This is a genomic window from Saccharopolyspora sp. NFXS83, assembly GCF_026241095.1.
In the GTDB taxonomy this organism is placed as follows: domain Bacteria; phylum Actinomycetota; class Actinomycetes; order Mycobacteriales; family Pseudonocardiaceae; genus Saccharopolyspora_C.
The window spans coordinates 28,345-47,395 of sequence record NZ_JAPFGB010000035.1; the positions used below are offsets into that span (position 1 = coordinate 28,345).

Annotated in this window: 18 protein-coding genes; 12 read left to right on the forward strand and 6 right to left on the reverse strand. The window is 73.7% G+C overall.

Annotated features, from left to right (window positions below; translation table 11 throughout):
* Window positions 1–49 precede the first annotated feature (49 nt).
* Both OOZ19_RS26905 and OOZ19_RS26910 read left to right on the forward strand, forming a co-directional pair.
* The gene (locus OOZ19_RS26905) at window positions 50–1,180 is read left to right on the forward strand and encodes a glycosyltransferase family 4 protein (RefSeq protein ID WP_266092988.1); all 1,131 of its coding nucleotides are present in this window, start codon (window positions 50–52) and stop codon (window positions 1,178–1,180) included.
* A 53-nt stretch (window positions 1,181–1,233) separates the two neighbouring features.
* Complete coding sequence (locus tag OOZ19_RS26910; RefSeq protein WP_266092961.1) at window positions 1,234–2,109, forward strand: glycosyltransferase family 2 protein; 876 nt, start codon at window positions 1,234–1,236, stop codon at window positions 2,107–2,109.
* 107 nt (window positions 2,110–2,216) lie between these two features.
* On the opposite strand, the gene OOZ19_RS26915 is transcribed toward OOZ19_RS26910, so the two are convergent.
* Entirely contained in the window at window positions 2,217–2,648 is a 432-nt protein-coding gene (locus OOZ19_RS26915) for a hypothetical protein (protein ID WP_266092962.1), read from the reverse strand.
* Between the two features lie 729 nt (window positions 2,649–3,377).
* Between OOZ19_RS26915 and manB the strand changes: the two genes are divergently transcribed.
* Genes manB through OOZ19_RS26935 form a run of 4 tightly spaced genes read left to right on the forward strand, consistent with a single transcriptional unit; the run spans window position 3,378 to window position 6,098 of the window.
* Window positions 3,378–4,484, forward strand: coding sequence for a mannose-1-phosphate guanylyltransferase (manB, locus tag OOZ19_RS26920; RefSeq protein WP_266092963.1), 1,107 nt, complete (start codon window positions 3,378–3,380; stop codon window positions 4,482–4,484).
* A 7-nt stretch (window positions 4,485–4,491) separates the two neighbouring features.
* Complete coding sequence (locus OOZ19_RS26925) at window positions 4,492–5,394, forward strand: DNA-3-methyladenine glycosylase family protein (protein WP_266092964.1); 903 nt, start codon at window positions 4,492–4,494, stop codon at window positions 5,392–5,394.
* 51 nt (window positions 5,395–5,445) lie between these two features.
* Window positions 5,446–5,703: a FitA-like ribbon-helix-helix domain-containing protein gene (locus OOZ19_RS26930; protein ID WP_266092965.1), complete on the forward strand. Its 258-nt coding sequence runs from the start codon at window positions 5,446–5,448 to the stop codon at window positions 5,701–5,703.
* A complete protein-coding gene (locus tag OOZ19_RS26935) occupies window positions 5,700–6,098 on the forward strand; it encodes a type II toxin-antitoxin system VapC family toxin (RefSeq protein ID WP_266092966.1) in 399 nt (132 codons plus the stop codon). Before OOZ19_RS26930 ends, OOZ19_RS26935 begins: the two co-directional genes overlap by 4 nt.
* A gap of 10 nt (window positions 6,099–6,108) precedes the next feature.
* Here the strand turns inward: OOZ19_RS26935 and OOZ19_RS26940 are convergent, their stop codons facing one another.
* The 4 genes from OOZ19_RS26940 to OOZ19_RS26955 form a co-directional block, all read right to left on the reverse strand.
* Window positions 6,109–6,693 (reverse strand): NUDIX hydrolase, encoded by a 585-nt coding sequence (locus OOZ19_RS26940; RefSeq protein ID WP_416309511.1) that lies wholly within the window; start codon window positions 6,691–6,693, stop codon window positions 6,109–6,111.
* Between the two features lie 97 nt (window positions 6,694–6,790).
* The gene (locus OOZ19_RS26945) at window positions 6,791–8,134 is read right to left on the reverse strand and encodes a coenzyme F420-0:L-glutamate ligase (protein WP_266092967.1); all 1,344 of its coding nucleotides are present in this window, start codon (window positions 8,132–8,134) and stop codon (window positions 6,791–6,793) included.
* The gene (gene cofD, locus OOZ19_RS26950) at window positions 8,131–9,138 is read right to left on the reverse strand and encodes a 2-phospho-L-lactate transferase (protein WP_266092968.1); all 1,008 of its coding nucleotides are present in this window, start codon (window positions 9,136–9,138) and stop codon (window positions 8,131–8,133) included. Before cofD ends, OOZ19_RS26945 begins: the two co-directional genes overlap by 4 nt.
* 75 nt (window positions 9,139–9,213) lie before the next feature.
* Entirely contained in the window at window positions 9,214–9,993 is a 780-nt protein-coding gene (locus tag OOZ19_RS26955) for a site-2 protease family protein (RefSeq protein WP_266092969.1), read from the reverse strand.
* 602 nt (window positions 9,994–10,595) lie between these two features.
* Here OOZ19_RS26955 and OOZ19_RS26960 point away from each other — a divergent pair.
* Entirely contained in the window at window positions 10,596–10,898 is a 303-nt protein-coding gene (locus tag OOZ19_RS26960; RefSeq protein WP_266092990.1) for a WhiB family transcriptional regulator, read from the forward strand.
* A 222-nt stretch (window positions 10,899–11,120) separates the two neighbouring features.
* Window positions 11,121–14,696, forward strand: a complete 3,576-nt coding sequence (locus OOZ19_RS26965) for a glycosyltransferase family 2 protein (protein ID WP_266092970.1) — start codon at window positions 11,121–11,123, stop codon at window positions 14,694–14,696.
* 338 nt (window positions 14,697–15,034) lie between these two features.
* Here OOZ19_RS26965 and OOZ19_RS26970 read toward each other — a convergent pair whose 3' ends face one another.
* Window positions 15,035–15,508 (reverse strand): metallopeptidase family protein, encoded by a 474-nt coding sequence (locus tag OOZ19_RS26970; RefSeq protein WP_266092971.1) that lies wholly within the window; start codon window positions 15,506–15,508, stop codon window positions 15,035–15,037.
* A 253-nt stretch (window positions 15,509–15,761) separates the two neighbouring features.
* Here OOZ19_RS26970 and OOZ19_RS26975 point away from each other — a divergent pair, with 253 nt between their 5' ends.
* The 4 genes from OOZ19_RS26975 (at window position 15,762) to OOZ19_RS26990 (ending at window position 18,931) form a co-directional block, all read left to right on the forward strand.
* Window positions 15,762–16,112, forward strand: a complete 351-nt coding sequence (locus OOZ19_RS26975; RefSeq protein ID WP_266092991.1) for a DUF3499 domain-containing protein — start codon at window positions 15,762–15,764, stop codon at window positions 16,110–16,112.
* A gap of 118 nt (window positions 16,113–16,230) precedes the next feature.
* The gene (locus OOZ19_RS26980; RefSeq protein WP_266092972.1) at window positions 16,231–17,580 is read left to right on the forward strand and encodes a phosphomannomutase/phosphoglucomutase; all 1,350 of its coding nucleotides are present in this window, start codon (window positions 16,231–16,233) and stop codon (window positions 17,578–17,580) included.
* A gap of 52 nt (window positions 17,581–17,632) precedes the next feature.
* Window positions 17,633–17,851: a Trm112 family protein gene (locus tag OOZ19_RS26985; RefSeq protein ID WP_266092973.1), complete on the forward strand. Its 219-nt coding sequence runs from the start codon at window positions 17,633–17,635 to the stop codon at window positions 17,849–17,851.
* A 6-nt stretch (window positions 17,852–17,857) separates the two neighbouring features.
* Window positions 17,858–18,931, forward strand: coding sequence for a hypothetical protein (locus tag OOZ19_RS26990; protein ID WP_266092974.1), 1,074 nt, complete (start codon window positions 17,858–17,860; stop codon window positions 18,929–18,931).
* The last annotated feature ends 120 nt before the right edge of the window (window positions 18,932–19,051 follow it).

Consider the following 19,051-nt stretch of genomic DNA (forward strand, 5'->3'; position numbering starts at 1 on the left):
GGCTCCGGCGCCCCCGTACGCTGCACGCGTGCACAGAGGTGAGCCGCACCTGCTCGTCGACGCCACCGCCGTTCCCGCGGACCGCGGTGGCGTCGGTCGCTACGTCGATTCGCTGCTGGCCGCCCTCGAGCAGGACGGCGCGCACCTGAGCGTGGCCTGCCAGCCGCGGGACGCGGCGCTGTACGGGCGGCTCGCCCCGAACAGCCGGATCATCCCGGCCGCGGAGGCGGTGGCGACGCGCACGGCCCGGCTCACCTGGGAGCAGACCACGTTGCCGAGGCTGGTGCGCAGGCTCGGGGCGCAGGTGCTGCACTCGCCGCACTACACGACGCCGCTGGCGAACCCGGCCGCGTCCGTGGTCACGCTGCACGACGCGACCTTCTTCACCGACTCCGCGCTGCACTCGCCGGTGAAGGCCCGCTTCTTCCGCGCTTGGACGAAGGCCGCGCTGCGCCGCGCCACCTTGTGTGTGGTGCCCAGCGAGGCGACCGCCGACGAGCTGGCGCGCAGCGCCGGAGCCGACCGCGACGCCGTGCACGTGATGCACCACGGCGTCGACCCGGACCACTTCCACCCACCGTCGCCCGCGGAGGTCCGCGCCGTGCGGGACCGGTTGGGCCTGCGCGACCAGCCGTACGTGGCGTTCCTCGGGGCCCTCGAACCGCGCAAGAACGTGCCCGCGCTGATCAAGGGCTTCACCACCGCGGCCCGCGGTCGCGCGGACGATCCGGCGCTGGTGCTGGCCGGGCAACCGGGCTGGGACACCCGGGTGGAGCGGGCGCTGGAGGCGGTGCCGCACCGCATCCGCGTCATCCGCGCCGGGTACGTGCCGTTCGCGGAGTTGCCCGGTTTCCTCGGCGGGGCGCAGGTGGTCGCCTACCCGAGCATCGGCGAAGGCTTCGGGCTGCCGGTGCTGGAAGCGATGGCCTGCGGCGCGGCGGTGCTCACGACCGGGCGGCTGAGCCTGCCCGAGGTCGGCGGCGACGCCGTCGCCTACTGCGGCGTGGGGCCCGCCGAGATCGCGGGCGGGCTCACCGAACTGCTCGACGACCCCGCCCGGCGCTCGGCCTTGTCGACCGCCGCGCAACGCCGCGCGAAGGAGTTCACCTGGGCCGCGTGCGCGGCCGAGCACCGCGAGGCCTACTCCCGTGCGCACCACGTGCACCGCCGCACCCGCTGACACGGGCTCACCGCCCCGAGGTCGCCGAACGCCGTTCGGCAGAATGTCCCGGCGTGACCGCCTCCTCCAGCAGCCAAGGCGACGAGCTCGCCATCGTCATCGTGACCTACTCGCCCGGCGAGACCCTGGACCGCAACCTCGACTCGATCAAAGCGGCCACCGACCGCCCGGTGCGCGTGATCCTCGCGGACAACGGGTCGACCGACGGGACGCCGGAACAGGCCGCCGAGACCCGCGCCGAGGTCGAATTCCTCCCGACCGGGGCGAACCTCGGCTTCGGCGGGGGAGCGAACCGCGGCGTGGCCGCCCTCGGACCCGAGGTCGGCTGGGTGGTGATCAGCAACGCGGACATCGAATGGGCACCGGGCGCGTTGGACGAGCTGCTGGCCGCGGCCTCCCGCTGGCCGCGCGGCGGCGCCTTCGGCCCGCTGATCACGGAACCGAACGGCGACGTCTACCCGTCGGCCCGGCTGCTGCCCTCGCTGGGCCGCGGCGCCGGGCACGCGGCGTTCGGCCGGGTGTGGCCGGGCAACCCGTGGACCCGCGCCTACCGGCAGTCCGAAGCGGAAGTCGCCGAGCGCACCGCGGGCTGGCTGTCCGGTTCGTGCCTGCTGGTGCGGCGCGAGGCTTTCGACGGCGTCGACGGGTTCGACCCGCGGTACTTCATGTACTTCGAGGACGTCGACCTGGGCGACCGGCTGGGCCGCAAGGGCTGGCTCAACGTGTACGTGCCGAGCGCGCGGATCACGCACGTCGGCGGGCACGCCACGTCGAAGACGCCCGGCAAGATGCTGGTGGAGCACCACCGCAGCGCCTACCGGTACCTCGCCGACCGGCACCGGGGCGCCGTGTGGGCGCCGCTGCGCCTCGCGCTGCGGGCCGCGCTGGCGGTCCGGGCGAGGCTGGAAGTGCGCGCGAAGGCGAAGTAGCGCACCGGGTGCCGGGCGGTGCGCGCTGCGCGGCGCCCGGCACCGCGAGGTGGACGAGGCCGTCCGGCTCGCTGGACGCGCGAGGTCGCGCGGTGCCGCGAGGCGGTTCAGTACTGCTGGTTACGGGCGGCCCGCGACCCGAGCGGGCCGAACTGCCCGGCGCTGCGCTGCGCCTGGTACGGGTTCGGCGGCAGCTGGCCGTAGTCCTCCGCCGGCCAGCTGTACCCGTCGTTCTGCTGCTGCGAAGACTGCTGCTGCCCGGACGGCTGCTGGGCTTGCTGCTGTCCCGCTTGCTGCTGCCCGCTCTGGGGCTGCGGTCGCTGCTCAGGGCGCTCCTGCGGCCGGGTGGCGGGCTGCGGGATGGCCATCGTCGAGTCGGCGTCGGCCGGTGCCTGGTCGGCGGCGGCGACCACGGTGCGCGGGATCCGCACGGTCGTCGAAGCGTCCATCGGCGAGGTGGCGTTGTCCGGTGTGACGACGAACGCGCCCCGTGCCCGCGCACGAGCAAGTGTTTCGTCGGCTCGGTCCCGCGGGTCCATAGCGGTGCCTCTCCATGCTTTCGCCGTCGGGTTCTCGGCCGCGTCGCGACCATTGCGCTACCGCGGTGCGACGCTGAGGTGCTCGCCGCACCGCGGTCCCTTCGTGTTCTCGCCGTCTCGCGGCAAAGTATTCGTGCCCCGTCCGCGTCGCGGCAGGGGGTTCGGCTTCGATCCGCGCCGCGGCGCGGATGCCGGTTCCGTTCCGCGTCGTCGCACTGTATCCGCCGCCCCCGGCCCGCGGCCGGAATTGGTGTGGGTGATCTGCCCGGTGTTCTCGTCACGTGCCGCGGGGTGGTTCCCCACCGCGACGCGACGATCATGGTGCCACCACGGTGCGGGCCGTCGCGACGCCGAGGCAGTGGTGTCGTGACGCCGCTCGTGGCGTTCGTGCTCGAATGCGATCCGGGACCGCCGGACGGGGCCGGCGCCTCGAACTCGCTGCCGCGGCGCCGCGGTGCCGTTCGGAGCACGGCGTCGTGCCGTGCTCCGGGATGGTCCTGCGGTGCCGTGGCGGGGTGCGGTGATCAGGCATGGAGGTGACCGATTCCACTGAGCCGGAGCCCGGTCTCCATTATGCCGCCACCATTGTCACAGTATTCCCCCCAACGGGTTTTCGTCAGGATCTACTGGGCACGCCCGGTGGCCGTTCGGGGGAGAACCCCCGGGCGGGCATCACGGCGACCCGTACCGGAGGCCGGGGCGAACCCGGCGCGAGGAAGGAGGTCCGGCATGACCGCCGGTCCCGTTGGTCCGCCCGGCCCGCTGCGCGACGCGGAGGCGGTGGTGCTGGTCGGTGGCCAGGGCGTGCGGCTTCGCCCGCTGACGCTCTCGGCGCCGAAACCGATGCTGCCCACCGCCGGAGTGCCGTTCCTGAGCCACCTGCTGGCGCGGATCAGGGCGGCGGGCATCGAGCACGTGGTGCTCGGCACTTCTTACAAGGCGGAGGTGTTCGCCGAGCACTTCGGCGACGGCTCCGCGTTCGGGCTGGAGCTGGAGTACGTCGTCGAGGACGAGCCGCTGGACACCGCGGGCGCCATCCGCAACGTCTCGCACCTGCTGAGGGAGCGCGACGTGCTCGTGTTCAACGGGGACATCCTCTCCGGCCTCGACCTGCGGTCCTTGGTCGACACGCATCGCAGCAGCGCGGCGGAGGTGACGTTGCACCTGGTCAAGGTGGACGACCCGCGCCAGTTCGGCTGCGTTCCGACCGACGCCGACGGCCGGGTGACCGCGTTCCTTGAGAAGACCGAGGACCCGCCGGTCGACCAGATCAACGCCGGTTGCTACGTGTTCCGCCGGTCCGTGATCGAGGACATCCCCGCGGGTCGCCGGGTGTCGGTGGAGCGGGAGACGTTCCCCGGCCTGCTGGCCGACGGCAAGCGGTTGCAGGGCCACGTGGACTCCTCGTACTGGCTGGACATGGGGACCCCGGCCGCGTACGTGCGGGGCTCGGCGGACCTGGTGCGCGGTGAGCTGCCGTCGGTGGCGCTGCCGGGACGGCCGGGGGAGGCGCTGGTCCTGCAGGGTGCCCGGGTGGCCGAGGACGCCGTGGTCGACGGCGGTAGCACCGTCGGAGCCGACGCCGTCGTCGAGGCGGGAGCGCACGTCACCGGCTCCATGCTGTTCGACGGCGCGCACGTCGGCGCCGATTCCGAGGTGCGGGGCTGCGTGATCGGCGCGGGCGCCCGCATCGGCTCCGGGGTGACGCTGCGCGGCGCGGTGGTCGGCGACGGCGCGGTGGTCGGCGACGGGTGCGAACTGCTCGACGGCGTCCGCGTGTGGCCGTCGGTGGAGATCCCCGCCGGTGGCGTGCGGTTCTCGGCGGACCGGAGATGACGAGCTGATGCGCACCACCTGGTCGCCCCCGGCCCCGTTCGACCTGGCGCGGGTGCTCTCGCCGCTGCGCAGGGGCAGCGGCGATCCGACGAGTTCGGTGGCGGACTCCGGGGAGTGGTGGCTGGCGACGACCACCGCGCACGGTGCCGCGACGCTGCGGATCGCGGTGGACCCGGCGGGCGAGGTCGCCGCCGAGGCCTGGGGCGACGGGGCGGAGGTCGTGCTCGGCCGCGTCCCGCAGCTGCTCGGCGCCGCCGATGACGACGGTGGTTTCGTCGCCGCGCACGAGATGGTCCGGCGCGGCAGGCGGGCCGCGCCGGGGATGCGGCTGTGCTCGTCCGGCCGGGTGTGGGACGTGCTGGTGGCCGCGGTGCTGGAGCAGAAGGTCACCAACCGGGAGGCGTGGCGCTCCTGGCGGGAGCTGTGCCGCCGGTTCGGCGCTCCCGCGCCGGGACCGGCGCCGCGCGGGCTGTGCGCGCCGCCGACTCCGCGCCAGGTGCGGGAGATCCGCGACTGGGAGTGGCACAAGGCGGGCGTCGACGGTGCCCGGCGGCGCACCCTGATCGCCGCGGCGGGCGTCGCGCACCGGCTGGAACGGGCCGTGGACCTCGGCGGTGCGGAAGGACGCGCGCTGCTGGAGCACGTGCCCGGCATCGGCCCGTGGACTTCGGCGGAGGTGGCGCAGCGGGCCTGGGGAGATCCGGACGCGGTCAGCGTCGGCGACTACCACCTGCCGACGATCGTGGGCCTCGCGCTCGCGAACCGGCCGATGGACGACGCGGAGATGCTCGACGCGCTCGCCCCCTACGCGGGCCACCGCCACCGCGCCGTGCGCTACTTGAACGCCGCCGGAGCCACCCGACCCCGTTTCGGCCCCCGCCTGCCCGCCCGCGACTACCGCACGCGCTGACCATCCGAGCGGACGACCGTCGTGACTGCACAGTGCAGCTACAATGACTGCATGACGGCCATAACGGTTCGGAACGTCCCCGACGAGATCAAGGAGCTGCTCAGCCGCGCCGCCGAGCGCAGCGGGCAGTCCATGCAGAACTACCTCCTCGTCGTTCTCGAGCGCGAGGCGAAGTTCGCGCGCAACGCGGAGATCGCCGAGATGGAACCCATCGGGGGCGGCCCGCTCAGCATGGACGAGATCGTGGACGCCGTGCGGGCGGCGCGTGGTGAGGCGCCCGGTTCGCCGGGCGAGACGGGCGTCGCGTGATCGTCGTCGACACCTCGACCCTGGTGGCGTTCTTCCTGGGCGGAGACCACAGCGGCCCGCAGATCAGGAAAACGCTGGGCGCCGACCCCGGCTGGGCCGCTCCCCCGCACCAGCCCGTCGAGCTGATGAACGTCCTCCGCGGGTTGGTGCTGGGGCGGAAGATCAGCCAGGAGTACGCCGAGAGCGCGCTTCGCCGCTGGAAGACCACCTACATCGAGAGCCTGCCGCTCACGCCGCCGGTGCTGGACCGGATGTGGGATCTCAGGGGGAACGTCACGGCTTACGACGCGGCGTACGTCGCGGTCGCCGAAGCGCACGGGATGGCGTTGGTGACGGGTGATCGGCGGCTGGCTCGGACGGAGCGGATCCGGTGCGAGCTCCGGCTCGTGGTGTGAGCCGTTCTGGTCAGCGCAGGTGCGGGCGGGCGGCGTCGAGCAGCGGGCCGAGGTCGGAGTCCGCGGGCAGCGCGTCGATCGGCCACCAGCGCAGGTCCAGGGACTCGTCGCTGCGCACCGGCTGCGCGCCGGCGGGCGCGCGCACGAGGTAGCGCACGTCGAAGTGCCGCGTCGGCAGCCCGAGCGAGCAGGTGATCGGGTGCACGTCCACGTGCACCGGATCCGGCGCCACCACCAGCCCGTCGACCCCGGACTCCTCGGTGGCCTCGCGCAGCGCGGCATCGGCCAGCGAGGCGTCCTCCGGTTCGCAGTGCCCGCCGAGCTGCAGCCACTTCCCGACGCGCGGGTGCAGGGTCAGCATCACGTGCTCCCCGGCCGAGTCCACCAGCACGGCGGAGGCCGTCACGTGCCCCGGCGCGCACGCGCGGCGGCACGCGTCCGGGCGCGCGTCGAGCAGCGTGAGGAACGCGTGGCGCAGCGCCTCCTGCGATGCGTCGGCCGGCGCCCAGTCGCGCAGCGTGCGCACCGCGTCCGCGTGCAGCCCCTCGTCTTGCGCGGTCTCGCCGGTCACGTGGTCGCTCTGCTCCGTCGTCACCGCACCAGTGTCCCCGACCGCCTCCGGCGGCGACGGTGCCGTCCGGCCGTCGGGCGCGCGAGGCGTTCCGACGGCCGGGTTCTCCGAGATCAGGAGATCACAGCTCCACGAGGCCGTCGTCGAGGTCGCGGGGCGGGCGGGGGCCGTCGACCGGTTCGGCCGGGTGGCCGGCGGCGACCGCGCCCAGCGGCTCCCACGACTCCGGCAGCTCCAGCGCGGCCCGCACCACGTCGGGGCAGAACAACGTCGAGGACACCCAGCACGACCCGAGCTCCTCCGCGGCCAGCGACACCAGCAGTCCCTGCACCGCGGCACCGCCCGCGACGGTGAACATGGCCCGCTCCGCCTCGGAGCGCCGCGCGTCCGGGTAGGCGTGCGAACCGTCCCGCACCAGGAACGGCAGCACCAGTTCCGGCGCCGAGTACAGCAGGTCGCCCCGGCCCACCCGGCGCTGCGCGGAGCTCTCCTCGCGGCCGTCGCCGCGCAGGTCGGTCAGCCACGCGGTGCGCATCGCGTCCAGCAGCTTCGCGCGCAGCGCCCGGTCCCGCAGCCACACGAACCGGACCGGTTTCGTGTGGTGCGGCGCGGGAGCGGTCAGCGCGGCACCGACCGCGCGCCGCACGGCCTGCTCGTCCACCGGTTCCGCGCTGAACGAGCGCACCGACCGGCGCACCAGCACCGCTTCCCGGCGGCCCTGCGCGAGGGCCTCGTTGGTCCCCATCCGGAACAGGTCGTGCTCCACCGGGCGGGTCAGGTCGCGGGCGGTGGAGCCGTCGTCCTCGGTGCGCAGCCCGCGCACCACCGCGACGGGCACGCCGCCGAGCTTGCCCTTCACCAGGTCCGCCGCCGCCGCGATCTCGTCGGCGATGGCGACCTCGGTGACGGCCAGCTCGTTGCCCTGCGCGTCGACGCTGCCCTCGTAGTGGTGCAGCACCCGCAGGCCCGCGGCGCCGATCGCGGCGTCGGTCTGCCCGTTGCGCCAGGTCCGGCCCATCGTGTCGGTGATCACCACGGCGACCTGCACGCCCAGCCGCTCGGCCAGCCCGGCCCGCAACCGGCGGGCCGAGGCGTCCGGGTCCTCAGGCAACAGCGCGATCCGGTCCAGCGCCACGTTCGAGGCGTCCACCCCGGACGCGGCCTGCACGATGCCCAGCCGGTTGCGGGTGATCAGCGTGTTCCGGAACCGCGCCAGCACCGCCGTCGCCTCGGAGCGCACCAGCTCGCGGCGCAGCTCCTCCCTGGCCTCCGGGTCGGCCGGGGTGCGGACCATCCGGTCCTCGGCCTTCGAGATGACCTTGCTGGTGACCACCACGACGTCTCCGTCGGACAGCCACGGCGCGTTCGCGGCGACGGAGGCCGCCACGTCGTCGCCGGGGCCGAACTCCGGCAGGCCGGTCACCGCGAACAGCTGCAGCCCCGCGGGCGCCGCGTGATCCCTCATGACCCCTCCGGAACCGAGAGCCCGACCGCCGCGAACGAGGCCCTGGCCATCTCCGCCGTCGCGTCCACATCGGACATCAGCAGCGGCACGTCGCGCACGGTCACGCCCGGCACGTCGGCCTTGTCGCCGGTGTGCACCAGCCAGGCGTCGAGCACGCCGTCACCGGACTCCGAGCGGGAACCGTAGAGCCTGCCGACGGCCTCGGCGGAGGTCTCCACGCCGATCGCGGTCAGGCAGGCGTCGGCCATGCCGCGCAGCGGGCGGCCGTCGATGATCGGGGACAGGCCCACCACCGGAGCCTTCGTCGAGCGCAGCGCCGCGCGGAACCCCGGAACCGCCAGCAGCGTGCCCACGCTCACCACCGGGTTCGACGGGGCCACCAGCACCACGTCCGCGTCGGCGACGGCCTCGGCCACGCCCGGCGCGAGCGTCGCCTCCTCCGCGCCGACCGGCACGATCGCGTTCGCGACCGGCTCCGCGCGGTGGCGCACCCACCACTCCTGGAAGTGCACCGCGGCCGGCTCGCCCGTGGCCGGGTCCTCGATGGCGACGTGCGTCTCCACCCGGTCGTCGCTGACCGGCAGCAGCCGCACACCGGGCCGCCAGCGATCGCACAGCGCCTCCGTCACGGCCGAGAGCGGATACCCCGCCCGCAGCATCCGGGAGCGCACCAGGTGCGTGGCGATGTCCCGGTCGCCCAGCCCGAACCAGCTCGGTTCGGCTCCGTAGGCGGCCAGCTCCTCCTTCACCGACCACGTCTCGTCGACACGTCCCCAGCCCTTCGCCGTGTCGATGCCGTCGCCGAGCGTGTACATGCAGGTGTCGAGGTCCGGGCAGACCCGCAGTCCGTGCATCCACACGTCGTCGCCGATGTTGACCACGGCGGTCACCTCGTGCGGGGACTCGCGGTCACCTCCGCCGAGCGCGGGCATGCCCAGCGCTGCTTTGACTCCCAGCAGGAACCGCGCCCCGCCCACTCCGCCGACCAGTGCTACGACCTTCACCCCGCGATCCTCGCACGTGGACGAGGCCCTCCGGTCGGGAACCTGGGCGCGGTCGATGTCCGCTGCGTCACCGGATCAAGGCGTGCACAGCTCCGGGGACACGCTCCCGGCGGAGAGCTCCCAGAAGCGGAACGCGAGCTGGCCGACCTGGACCAGGCAGGTGTCGCCGCTGACGGCGCCGAAGATCAGGTAGGCGATGCCGAAGAACGCCTGCGCCACCGGTCGCACCGCGAACAGCAGCAGGAACAGCACCAGCGGCGCCCACATCCGCGCCTTCTCGCCCAGCTCGCGCGCCCGGTACGACAGCCACGGCTCGATCGCCCCGTACCCGTCCAGGCCGGGAATCGGCAGGATGTTCAGCACGAACGCGATCACCTGGAGGAACGCCAGGTAGGACAGGCCCGCGCCCAAGTACCCCGGCATCGGGAACAGCTGCACCACCGCCGTGATCAGCATCCCCAGCACCAGGTTGGTCAGCGGCCCGGCCAGCGACACCATCGACTCGGTGCGCCGGGAGCGCAGCGCGTGGTGGTTGATCCACACCGCGCCACCGGGCAGCGGAATGCCACCGGCGATCACGAACAGCAACGGCAGCACGATGCTCAGCACCGGGTCGGTGTAGCGGCGCGGATCCAGCGTCAGGTAGCCCTTCGCCTGCACCGCGCGGTCGCCACCGCGGAAGGCGGTGATCGCGTGCCCGAACTCGTGCAGGCACAACGACGTCGCCCAACCGCCCAGCACGATCAGCACCACGCCGGTGACGCTGGCGAACGAGTTGTCGAACGTGGCCAGCACACCGCCCAGGACGGTCGCACCGAGCAGGCCGAGGAACAGGGGACTCACGCGCTTGTTCACCCCGCCATTGTCCCCGTCCCGCGGCGGTTGCACGGGACCGGCGGGTGAAAAGCGTCGATCGGCGCTGCGCGACGCCGCCACCTGGAGTATTGGGCTGCGAACAAAAGTGCGCCGAAGTTGCGTCATGCGGCGGGCGCGGCGGGGTCCCTCAACGGGTTGGCTCCGCTTGACCGAGTGGAGCTACACCGGTGTAATCACAGCGGTGTCATTCTCCGCTGAAATGATTGCTCGGCGGCGGGTTCGCCCAGCGGTCCTCCGCTAGGCAGACCGGTCGTCAGCGGCGAATCGCGACGAATCGTCCGGATCGGTTTTCCACCTCGTGGATTCTCCGCGGCGGATTCGAAGCGGTGGCCGGGGAAAGGGAGCCCTGGTGGTGACCATGGTCGAACGGGCGGTCGCGGTGAGAGGGCCGGTGCCTTGCCCGGGCGGCGACGCGGGACGCTGCGCGCCTCGCGTCCGGAGTGCATCCCGAACGGTCCTGGGGAGGACCGCGGGGAACGGGAGCGATCGGGGGAGGACCAATGTGGGAGACAGGTCAAGCCCACCTGATGGAACAGGGCCGCTTGATGGAACAGAGTCATCCGCTGCAGCAGGGGAACCTGATGCAATGGGGGGATCCGCAGGCGCAGGAATCCGAGACCACGGATGCCGATGTGCTCGCCCAGCTCTTCGAACTGGGTGAGCCGGAACAGGAGTGGCAAGAACGCGCATTGTGCGCGCAAACCGATCCGGAAGCGTTCTTCCCGGAGAAGGGCGGCTCCACTCGCGAGGCCAAACGCATCTGCGCGGGCTGCGAGGTGCGGCCGGAATGCCTGGAGTACGCGCTGGAGCACGACGAGCGCTTCGGAATCTGGGGCGGGCTGTCCGAACGGGAGCGCCGCCGCCTCAAGCGACAGGCGGTGTGAGGCCGGGCCCGGCCCCGCCGGTCCGAGCGCGGATCGGCGCCTCGCCGGGCCCGGCCTCCCACCGGCCGCTTCCTGCCCGCGCGCTCCCGGAACGGACCGGCCGCAGCCGGGATCACCGGCACCGCCCCTTCCGCGGCGCGCATTCGTGAGACAGGCTCTGAGCTGCCGGGCCTCGGTCCACTACCGTCGTGCGGTGATCGCACCACGGCAGGGGAGGACACAGTGGTCGGGACCGCGCCGCGCTTGAACACCGCGCCGGTAGTGGCGGTGCTGGTGTGCCACGACGGCGACCGCCGGTTGCCGGAGGTGCTGGCCGCGCTGCGCGAGCTCACCGTCCGGCCGAGGCACCTGCTCGCCGTCGACACCGGTTCCGCCGACGACACCGCGCAGCTGCTGGCCGAGGCGGCGGATCTGGTCGACGGCGTGCTGGAACTGCCGCAGGACACTGGTTTCGGCGCCGCGGTGTCGGCCGCGGCGGAGCACGCGGTGGCGCGGTGGGGCGATCCGGGCCGGTGGCTGTGGCTGCTGCACGACGACTCCGCGCCCGCCCCGGACTGCCTGCGCCAGCTGCTCGGCGTCGCCGAGCTGGACTCGACGGCCGCGGTGCTGGGGCCGCTGGGCCTGGACTGGGACGATCCGCGACTGGTGGTCGACGCAGGGGTGTCCACGGACGCCTCGGGCAATCGCCAGACCGGGATCGGGTCGGCCGAGGCCGATCCGGAACTCGACTGGGGGCTTTCCGGGCAGAGCTCCCCGGCCGCGAGCGCATCCCCCGCGGACGCCGAAGCGGATGCCGACGCCACCGAGTCCGACGACACCGCCGAATCGTCCGAAGTGGACGAGGTCGAGGCCGCGGGATCGGCTGACGAGGACGCGCCGCCCGGTGCGGCGGACGACTCCGAGCTCGCGGACGAGTCCGCAGTGGACGGAACCGGCGAGATCGACGTGCCCCAGGGCGGGCGCGGCGCCACCGACATGCTGGCCGTGTCCGAGGTGCTGGCGGTGTCCACCGCCGGCGCGCTGATCCGGCGGGACGTCTTCGAGCGCCTCGGCGGTTTCGACGCGGCGCTGCCGCTGGGCTTCGACGACATCGACTTCGGCTGGCGGGCCAACTCCGACGGGCACCTGGTGCTGTGCGTGCCCAGTGCCCGGATGCGCCACGCCGGTGACCTGCGCGGCGGGGACCGGGTTCCGGACGCGGCGAAGCAGCGTTCGCTGCGGGCCGCCGAACGGGTCGGAGGCGTGCGCACCTTCCTGGTCAACGCCTCGTTCTGGTCGTTCGTACTGGGAGTGCCGCGATTGCTGGCGCTGTCGCTGCTGCGGGCCGCGGGCTACGCGCTGCTGTGGCGCCGCCGGGACGTGTCCGCCGAGTTAGCAGTGGTGTCCGCGCTGGTCGGCGGCGGCATGGAACTGCGTCCGGCGCGTTCGCGGCGGCGCACCACCACACCGGCCCCGTCCGAGGTCCGCGGGCTGCTGACCAGCCGGTTGACCCGGCTGCGCAACGGGATCAGGGCCGCGTTCGCGGGACTCGTGCGCGAGCGGGTGCGGCGCGAGGTCGTGCTCGGCCGCACACCGGGCGCGCTCGGGCCAGGCCGGGTCACCGCCATCGACGACGCCGCCGTGCCCCGCTCCGTCGGGCCCGCCGCGCTGCCCGCGGGAGCGCTCGCCAAGCCCGGTGGCCGCAGGCGCAGCGTCGGCGGGCTGCGCCGCCCCACGGGCCCGGTGGTGGTGCCCGTCGAAGCGGCGCCCGTCGAGGAGTCGAAGCCACGGCCCTCACCCGTTCCCCGCGACGCCCGGTACGCGCCGGAACCGGACCGGAAGTTGCTGCTGGTGCAGGTGGACCGGCGGCGCGTGCTGCGGGAACTGCTGCTCACGCCGCCCGTGGTGCTGACCGCCGTGCTGATCGCGTTCGCGCTGGTCACGCACGGGCTCGTCGCCGAGCACGCCCGCTTCGGCGCGGAGCTGCAGGGCGGCAGGCTGCTGCCCGCCGTGGACCTGAGCACGACCTGGCGGGACTACCTCGCTTCCTGGCATCCCGTGAACGGGGGCACCGGCGCGCCCGCTTCGGCTTCGTTGCTGGTGCTCGCGATGCTGGGGACGGTGCTCGCGCCGCTCGGCGGGCCGCCCGCGGTGGTGGCGGTGCTGCTGCTGTTCGGCGTTCCGCTGGCCGGGCTCACCGCCTACGCCGCGACCCGCTCGCTGCCGATGCGGGGCACGCACCGGGCGCTGGCCGCAGGCGCGTACGCGTTGCTGCCGGTGGCGACGGCCTCGGCGGGGGAGGGACGCCTCGACGTGGTCGTGGCGCACGTCCTGGTGCCGCCGCTGCTGGCGGGCATCGCCTCGGTGATCGGGTTGTCCCGGCTGGCGATGCTGGCCCAGTCGCGGCACTGGCTGGGCACGGCGTGCGCGACGGCGCTCGGCCTGGCCGTGCTCGGGGCGTTCGCGCCGTTGGCGCAGGCGTTGCTGGTGCTGCTGGCGCTGCTCGGTTTCGTGGCGGTGCCGGGGGAGGCGCGCCGGGCGCAGCGCCGGATGGCGGGCCTGGCGGCGCTGGTGCTGCTGCCCATCGCCTGCCTGCTGCCGTGGCCGGTGGTGCTGCTGAAGCACCCGGAGCTGCTGCTGCACGGGCTCGGCGCCCGCCTCTCCGAGACGCCCGCGGGCGGCTGGCTCGCGGCGCTGAGCGCCGACGGGTCGCCCGCGACCTGGGCGGGCGGGCTGCTGGTGCTCGCGGTGCTGCTGGCGGTGGCCCTCGCGCCGAGCCGGGCGATGGTGCCGGGAGCGGTCACGGCGCTCGCCGGGTGGTCGGCGGCCGTGGTGGTGGACGTCGTCGTGGCGGAACCCCTCGCGGGCGGCCCGGCCACCACCGGCGCGACCGGGGCGCCGTTGATCGTCGCCGCGGCGGGCCTGCTGTGGATGGTGCTGGCGGCGGGACCGATGCCGCAGCAGGTGCCTCGCCGGGTGCTCGCCGGAGCGCTGACCGGAGCCCTGCTGGTCACCGGGGTGAGCGCGGTGCTCGCCGGGCGCGGTCCGCTGCGCGGTGAACCGGCGGGCGGGACCGCGGCGCTGGCCGCGGAACTCGACGGGCCGGGCGGTCTGCTGGTGATCGAGCCGGGCTCGGCGCCCGCTCGGGTGGTCGAGGGCCGCGCACCGCACTTCGGCGACGACGACCTCGTTCCGGTGCCCGGAGCGGTGCGGTGGCTGCGGGAGGCGGGGACCGAGCTGCTCTCCGGCGATCCGCAGCGGGTGCGCACCGCGCTCGCCGCCGCCGCCGCGCGAGGCGTCGGGCACGTCGCGGTGCCGGACGCGGCGACGGCGAACAGGGTGCGGACCGCGGCCGGTGACCTGGTCGCCGATCACGGCACGCTCGGCGACGGCTCACCGGTGCTGCGGGTGCTGCTGCCCGCCGGTCCGGTGCAGCTGCTCGGACCCGACCTCGCCCGGCAGGCGCGGCTGGAGGGCGTTCCCTCACCGCAGGCCCGCCCGCTGCGAGTGCCCGCGACGCTGCCGGAGGTCGCGGTGCGAGTCTCGGACGGCGGCATCGGCCGGGTGCTGCTGCTGGCCGCCGAGCACGAGCCGGGCTGGCACGCGGAGATCGACGGCGAGGAAGCCCCGCTGGCAGAAGCATGGGGCCACCAGGTCGCGGTACCGATGCCGGACTCCGCCAGCGAGGTCCGCATCGGCTACGGCGACTCCTCCCGCACCGCACTCCTGGTCCTCCAGGCCGCCGCGATCCTCTTCACCGCCATCGGAGCCCTCCCCTCCCGCCGCCGAGAGCCGACTCCGAGCTCGTCTTCCCCCTAGGCCTGCACAGGTGTCCGGGTGGCGGAACCTCAGCGGCTTCCTCGCTGCGGGAGCCATTTCTCATGCATGTCCGATACACAGCGAACTGGCTGTCCTCGCGAGGAAGCCGCTGAGAACCCGCCGGTGATCGGCCTGCTCTAGCTGGTGACTGCTCAGCGGCTCCGCCGCTGACAAGACGCAGACCAAGAACGCTGCTCACCTGGAACGGCAGGTGCAAAGCCAGCCTTTTCCGGCGAAGCCGTGCGTTGCGGCCGAAGGCCGTGCCTGGATGCGCGAAGCGCATAGCCCACGTCCACAAGCCGACCACCGGCTGAGGTTCCGCCACTCGACCCCTGGACTCACTGGCCTTCGATGACGTCCGGGTCCAGGCCTAGGTAGGTGGCCACCTGCTCGATGAGCACGTCGTGCAGCAGGTCGGCCATGTCCTGGCCGTCGCGGGCGCGCGCTTCCAGCGGTCGCCGGTAGAGCACGATGCGGGCGCGGGTCGGCAGGCCGTGGCGGTCCACCCCGGCGGGCACCAGGCGCGCCAGCGGCACGTTCGCGTCCACCACCACGTCGTCGTCCCACACGACCTTCTCGGGCGCGGTGACCTGCACCTCCGGGACCTCGTCGACGGCCACGTCGAGCTCGGTCAGCTCGGCGTGCCAGCGTTGCTCGATCGGTTCCAGGGCCTCCAGGACGATCGCGTCGAACCGCTGCGAACGGCTGCGCGCCACCGGGACCGACGACGGGTACAGGGGGCCGCGAAGGCCGCGTCCTCGACGATCCCGCCGGGCCAGCGTCCGGCGGCGATATCCACGTGCGGTCACCACGGGCTGAGGGTACGCCCTCAGGCTCCCCACGGGGATGCCCGTTCGGGTCCCCTTGCGGCACCGGGTGCGAGCACGCGGTGTCACCGGATCGCCGGGCGCGACTTCAGCGCAGCGCGAACAAACCCGTCCACCAGTGCGAATGCCCCGGTGAGCGGGCTGCGGCGGCCGTGCCCGGGAAGGGCGGGCGAGGACGTTTCCGCGTGCCTCCGGCACGGGCTGGACGGAGGGCGCTATCGTGCCAGTCGTGCGGAGCGTGAGGCGGTGCTCGCGGACCGGGTGTACCAACCCGGCCGTTGCGACGCTTACGTATGCCTATGCGGACTCCACCGCGGTGGTCGGACCGCTGGCCACGTACGCGGAACCCCACAGCTACGACCTGTGCGAAGAGCACGCGCTGCGGCTCACGGTGCCGAAGGGCTGGGAGGTCGTCCGCTACGAGGGCGAGTTCGCGTTGCCCGACCGGTCCGTGGACGACCTGACGGCGCTCGCCGAAGCGGTCCGCGAAGCGGGGCACTCCGACCTGCCGGTGGAGTCACCGGATTTCTCGGTCGGCGGCGGCAGGCGCGGGCATCTGCGCGCGCTGCCCGACCCCCGGGACGAGTGAGCCGGCGCGCGGAACGTGACGTGCCGCTCGTGGCCGTCGGGAGCTCTCCGCAAGATCACCGATCGCCGGTAGGCTCGGACCGCACCGAGGTTGGCCGGACTACGTAGGGATGTGCAGAGTGCGGGACCTGTCGGAGATCGTCAAGGCGTACGACATCCGCGGGGTGGTGGATGAGCAGCTCGACGCCGACGTGGTTCGGGAGATCGGCGCCGCGTTCACCAGGCTCGTCGGCGGTCCCGCCGTCGTCGTCGGCCACGACATGCGCGACTCCTCGCCCGGCCTGGCCGCCGCGTTCGCCGAGGGCATCACCGGCCAGGGGGTCGACGTGATCTCCATCGGGCTGGCCAGCACCGACCTGCTCTACTTCGCCTCCGGCACGCTGGAGCTGCCGGGCGCCATGTTCACCGCCAGCCACAACCCCGCTCAGTACAACGGCATCAAGCTGTGCCGGGCGGGCGCGGCGCCGGTCGGCCAGGACAGCGGCTTGTCCGAGATCCAGGAGCTCGTCGCGCACGGCGTGCCCGAGTTCCTGGGCGCGAAGGGCACCGTGTCCGAGCGGGACATGGCCGCCGACTACGCGCGCTTCCTGCGCCACCTGGTGGACCTGCGGGAGATCCGGCCGCTGAAGGTCGTCGTCGACGCGGGCAACGGCATGGCCGGGCACACCGTGCCCACCGTGTTCGAGGGCCTGCCGGTCGAGCTGGTGCCGATGTACTTCGAGCTGGACGGCAACTTCCCCAACCACGAGGCGAACCCGCTGGACCCGGCGAACCTGGTGGACCTGCAGGCGAAGGTGCGCGAGGTCGGCGCGGACGCGGGCCTGGCCTTCGACGGCGACGCCGACCGCTGCTTCGTGGTGGACGAGAACGCCGACCCGGTGGCGCCGAGCGCGATCACCGCGCTGGTCGCGGCTCGCGAGCTCGCGAAGGAACCGGGCGGCACCGTCATCCACAACCTGATCACCTCGCACGCGGTCCCCGAGATCGTCGCCGAGCGCGGCGGCAAGCCGGTGCGCACCCGCGTCGGGCACTCGTTCATCAAGCAGACGATGGCCGAGACCGGGGCGATCTTCGGCGGCGAGCACTCGGCGCACTACTACTTCCGGGACTTCTGGAAGGCCGACTCCGGGATGCTGGCCGCGCTGCACGTGCTGGCCGCGCTGGGCGGTCAGGCCGGTCCGCTGTCCGGGCTGATGGCGGAGTACTCCCGCTACGCGGCCTCCGGCGAGATCAACTCGACGGTGGACGACCAGGCGGGGCGGATGCGCGCCGTGGCCGAAACCTACCGGGACCGTCCGGACTCTCGAATCGATGAGCTCGACGGGCTTACCGTGGAGCTGTCGGACGGTTCCTGGTTCAACCTGCGGCCCTCGAACACCGAGCCGCTGCTGCGGCTGAACGTGGAGGCGCCGGACGCCACCGCGGTCGCCGCGTTGCGCGACGAGGTGCTCGCAGTGGTGCGGGGCTGAACGCGTGATGCCGCCCGCTGGGCGTGGACCGGGTGTGGACTCAGGAGGGAACGTGGCCGTGGCTCTGGAACCGACATTGCTGGAGATCCTCGCCTGCCCGGGGCCGGACCACGGCGCGTTGCGCGCCGAGGTCGCCGGTGCCGCGCAGGAGGAGTACTTGACGTGCACTTCGTGCGGGCGCGGCTATCCCGTCCGGGACGGGATCCCGGTGCTGCTGCTGGAGGAGGCCGTCGGCGGCCCCGACGATCCTGGCGCGACCGGGGAGAGGTGACCTCCGGTGCTCGACGACAGCCTCTTCGACGACCCTGACCGGCTCACCGAAGCCGATTCGCGCGGGCTGTTGCGGTCGGCCGCGCTCGCGGGCGCGCAGGTGCGCGCGGCTGCGGAGAACGTGCGCGAGGCCGGGTTCGACGACCTCGCTGACGGCAGGCCGCGCTCGCTGGTGCTGGTCTCGCGGCCCGGGCTCGGCCCGTCGGTGTGCGGGGTGCTCGCCGCGCTGGCCGGGCCGTCGTGCCCGGTCCCGGTGATCGTGGCGGAGACCGTCCCGGTGTGGGTCGGCCCGCTGGACGTGGTGTTCGCGCACACGCCCGATCCGGGTGACCCGGTGCTAGCGGACGGCGTGGCGACCGCGACCCGGCGGGGCGCCTCGGTGGTGCTGTCCGTGCCCGAGGACGGGCCGGTGGCCGCGTCCGGCGCGGGCCGCGCGAAGGTCGTGGCCCCGCGCATCCCGGTGCCCGACGAACTGACCTTCGCGCACGTGTTCACGGTGGGGCTCAGTGTGCTCATCGCGCTGGGGCTCACCCGCTGCGACACCGATCAGCTCGCCGACGAACTGGACCGGGAGGCGGAGCGCGCGCACCCCGGCCAGGAACCGCTGATGAATCCGGCGAAGGCGCTGGCGCTGCGGCTGGCCGACCACGAACCGCTGCTGTGGGGCGTGGACCAGCTGGCCACCGCCGTCGCGGGCCACGGCGCGTACGCGCTCGGCGTGCACGCGGGGCTGGCCTGCGACGTCACGAACCACGCGCAGGCGACGACCCGGTACGCCCTGTACCGCTCGGTGCGCGAATCCGGCTCGGACCTGTTCGCCGACCCCGACGTGGACCAGGGCGCGACACCGCGGGTCTTCCTGATCGGCACCCGGCACGACGCTCGCGCGGAGAACGAGGAACGCGCCGCGACCGGGTCGCTGCCGAGCGCCGACCTGATCGTTCCCGGCGAGTCGGCCCACGCGGACGCGGTGCTGCGGGTGGCGCTGCTCGCATTGCGGTTCGATCTCGCCGCGGTCTACCTGGGCCTCGCGGCAGGCACGCTCGGAGGTCCGGGCAGGCAGGCACTGGCGGTGCGCTGAACGGACGGGGCGGGAAAACCTTGGGCAATTACCAGGGGTGCCCCTGATGCACTGGTGGCGGAGAGGCGATGTCCTGTTCCAGGGCCGACGCCGACGATGCTGGTCGAAGCTGACGCCGAG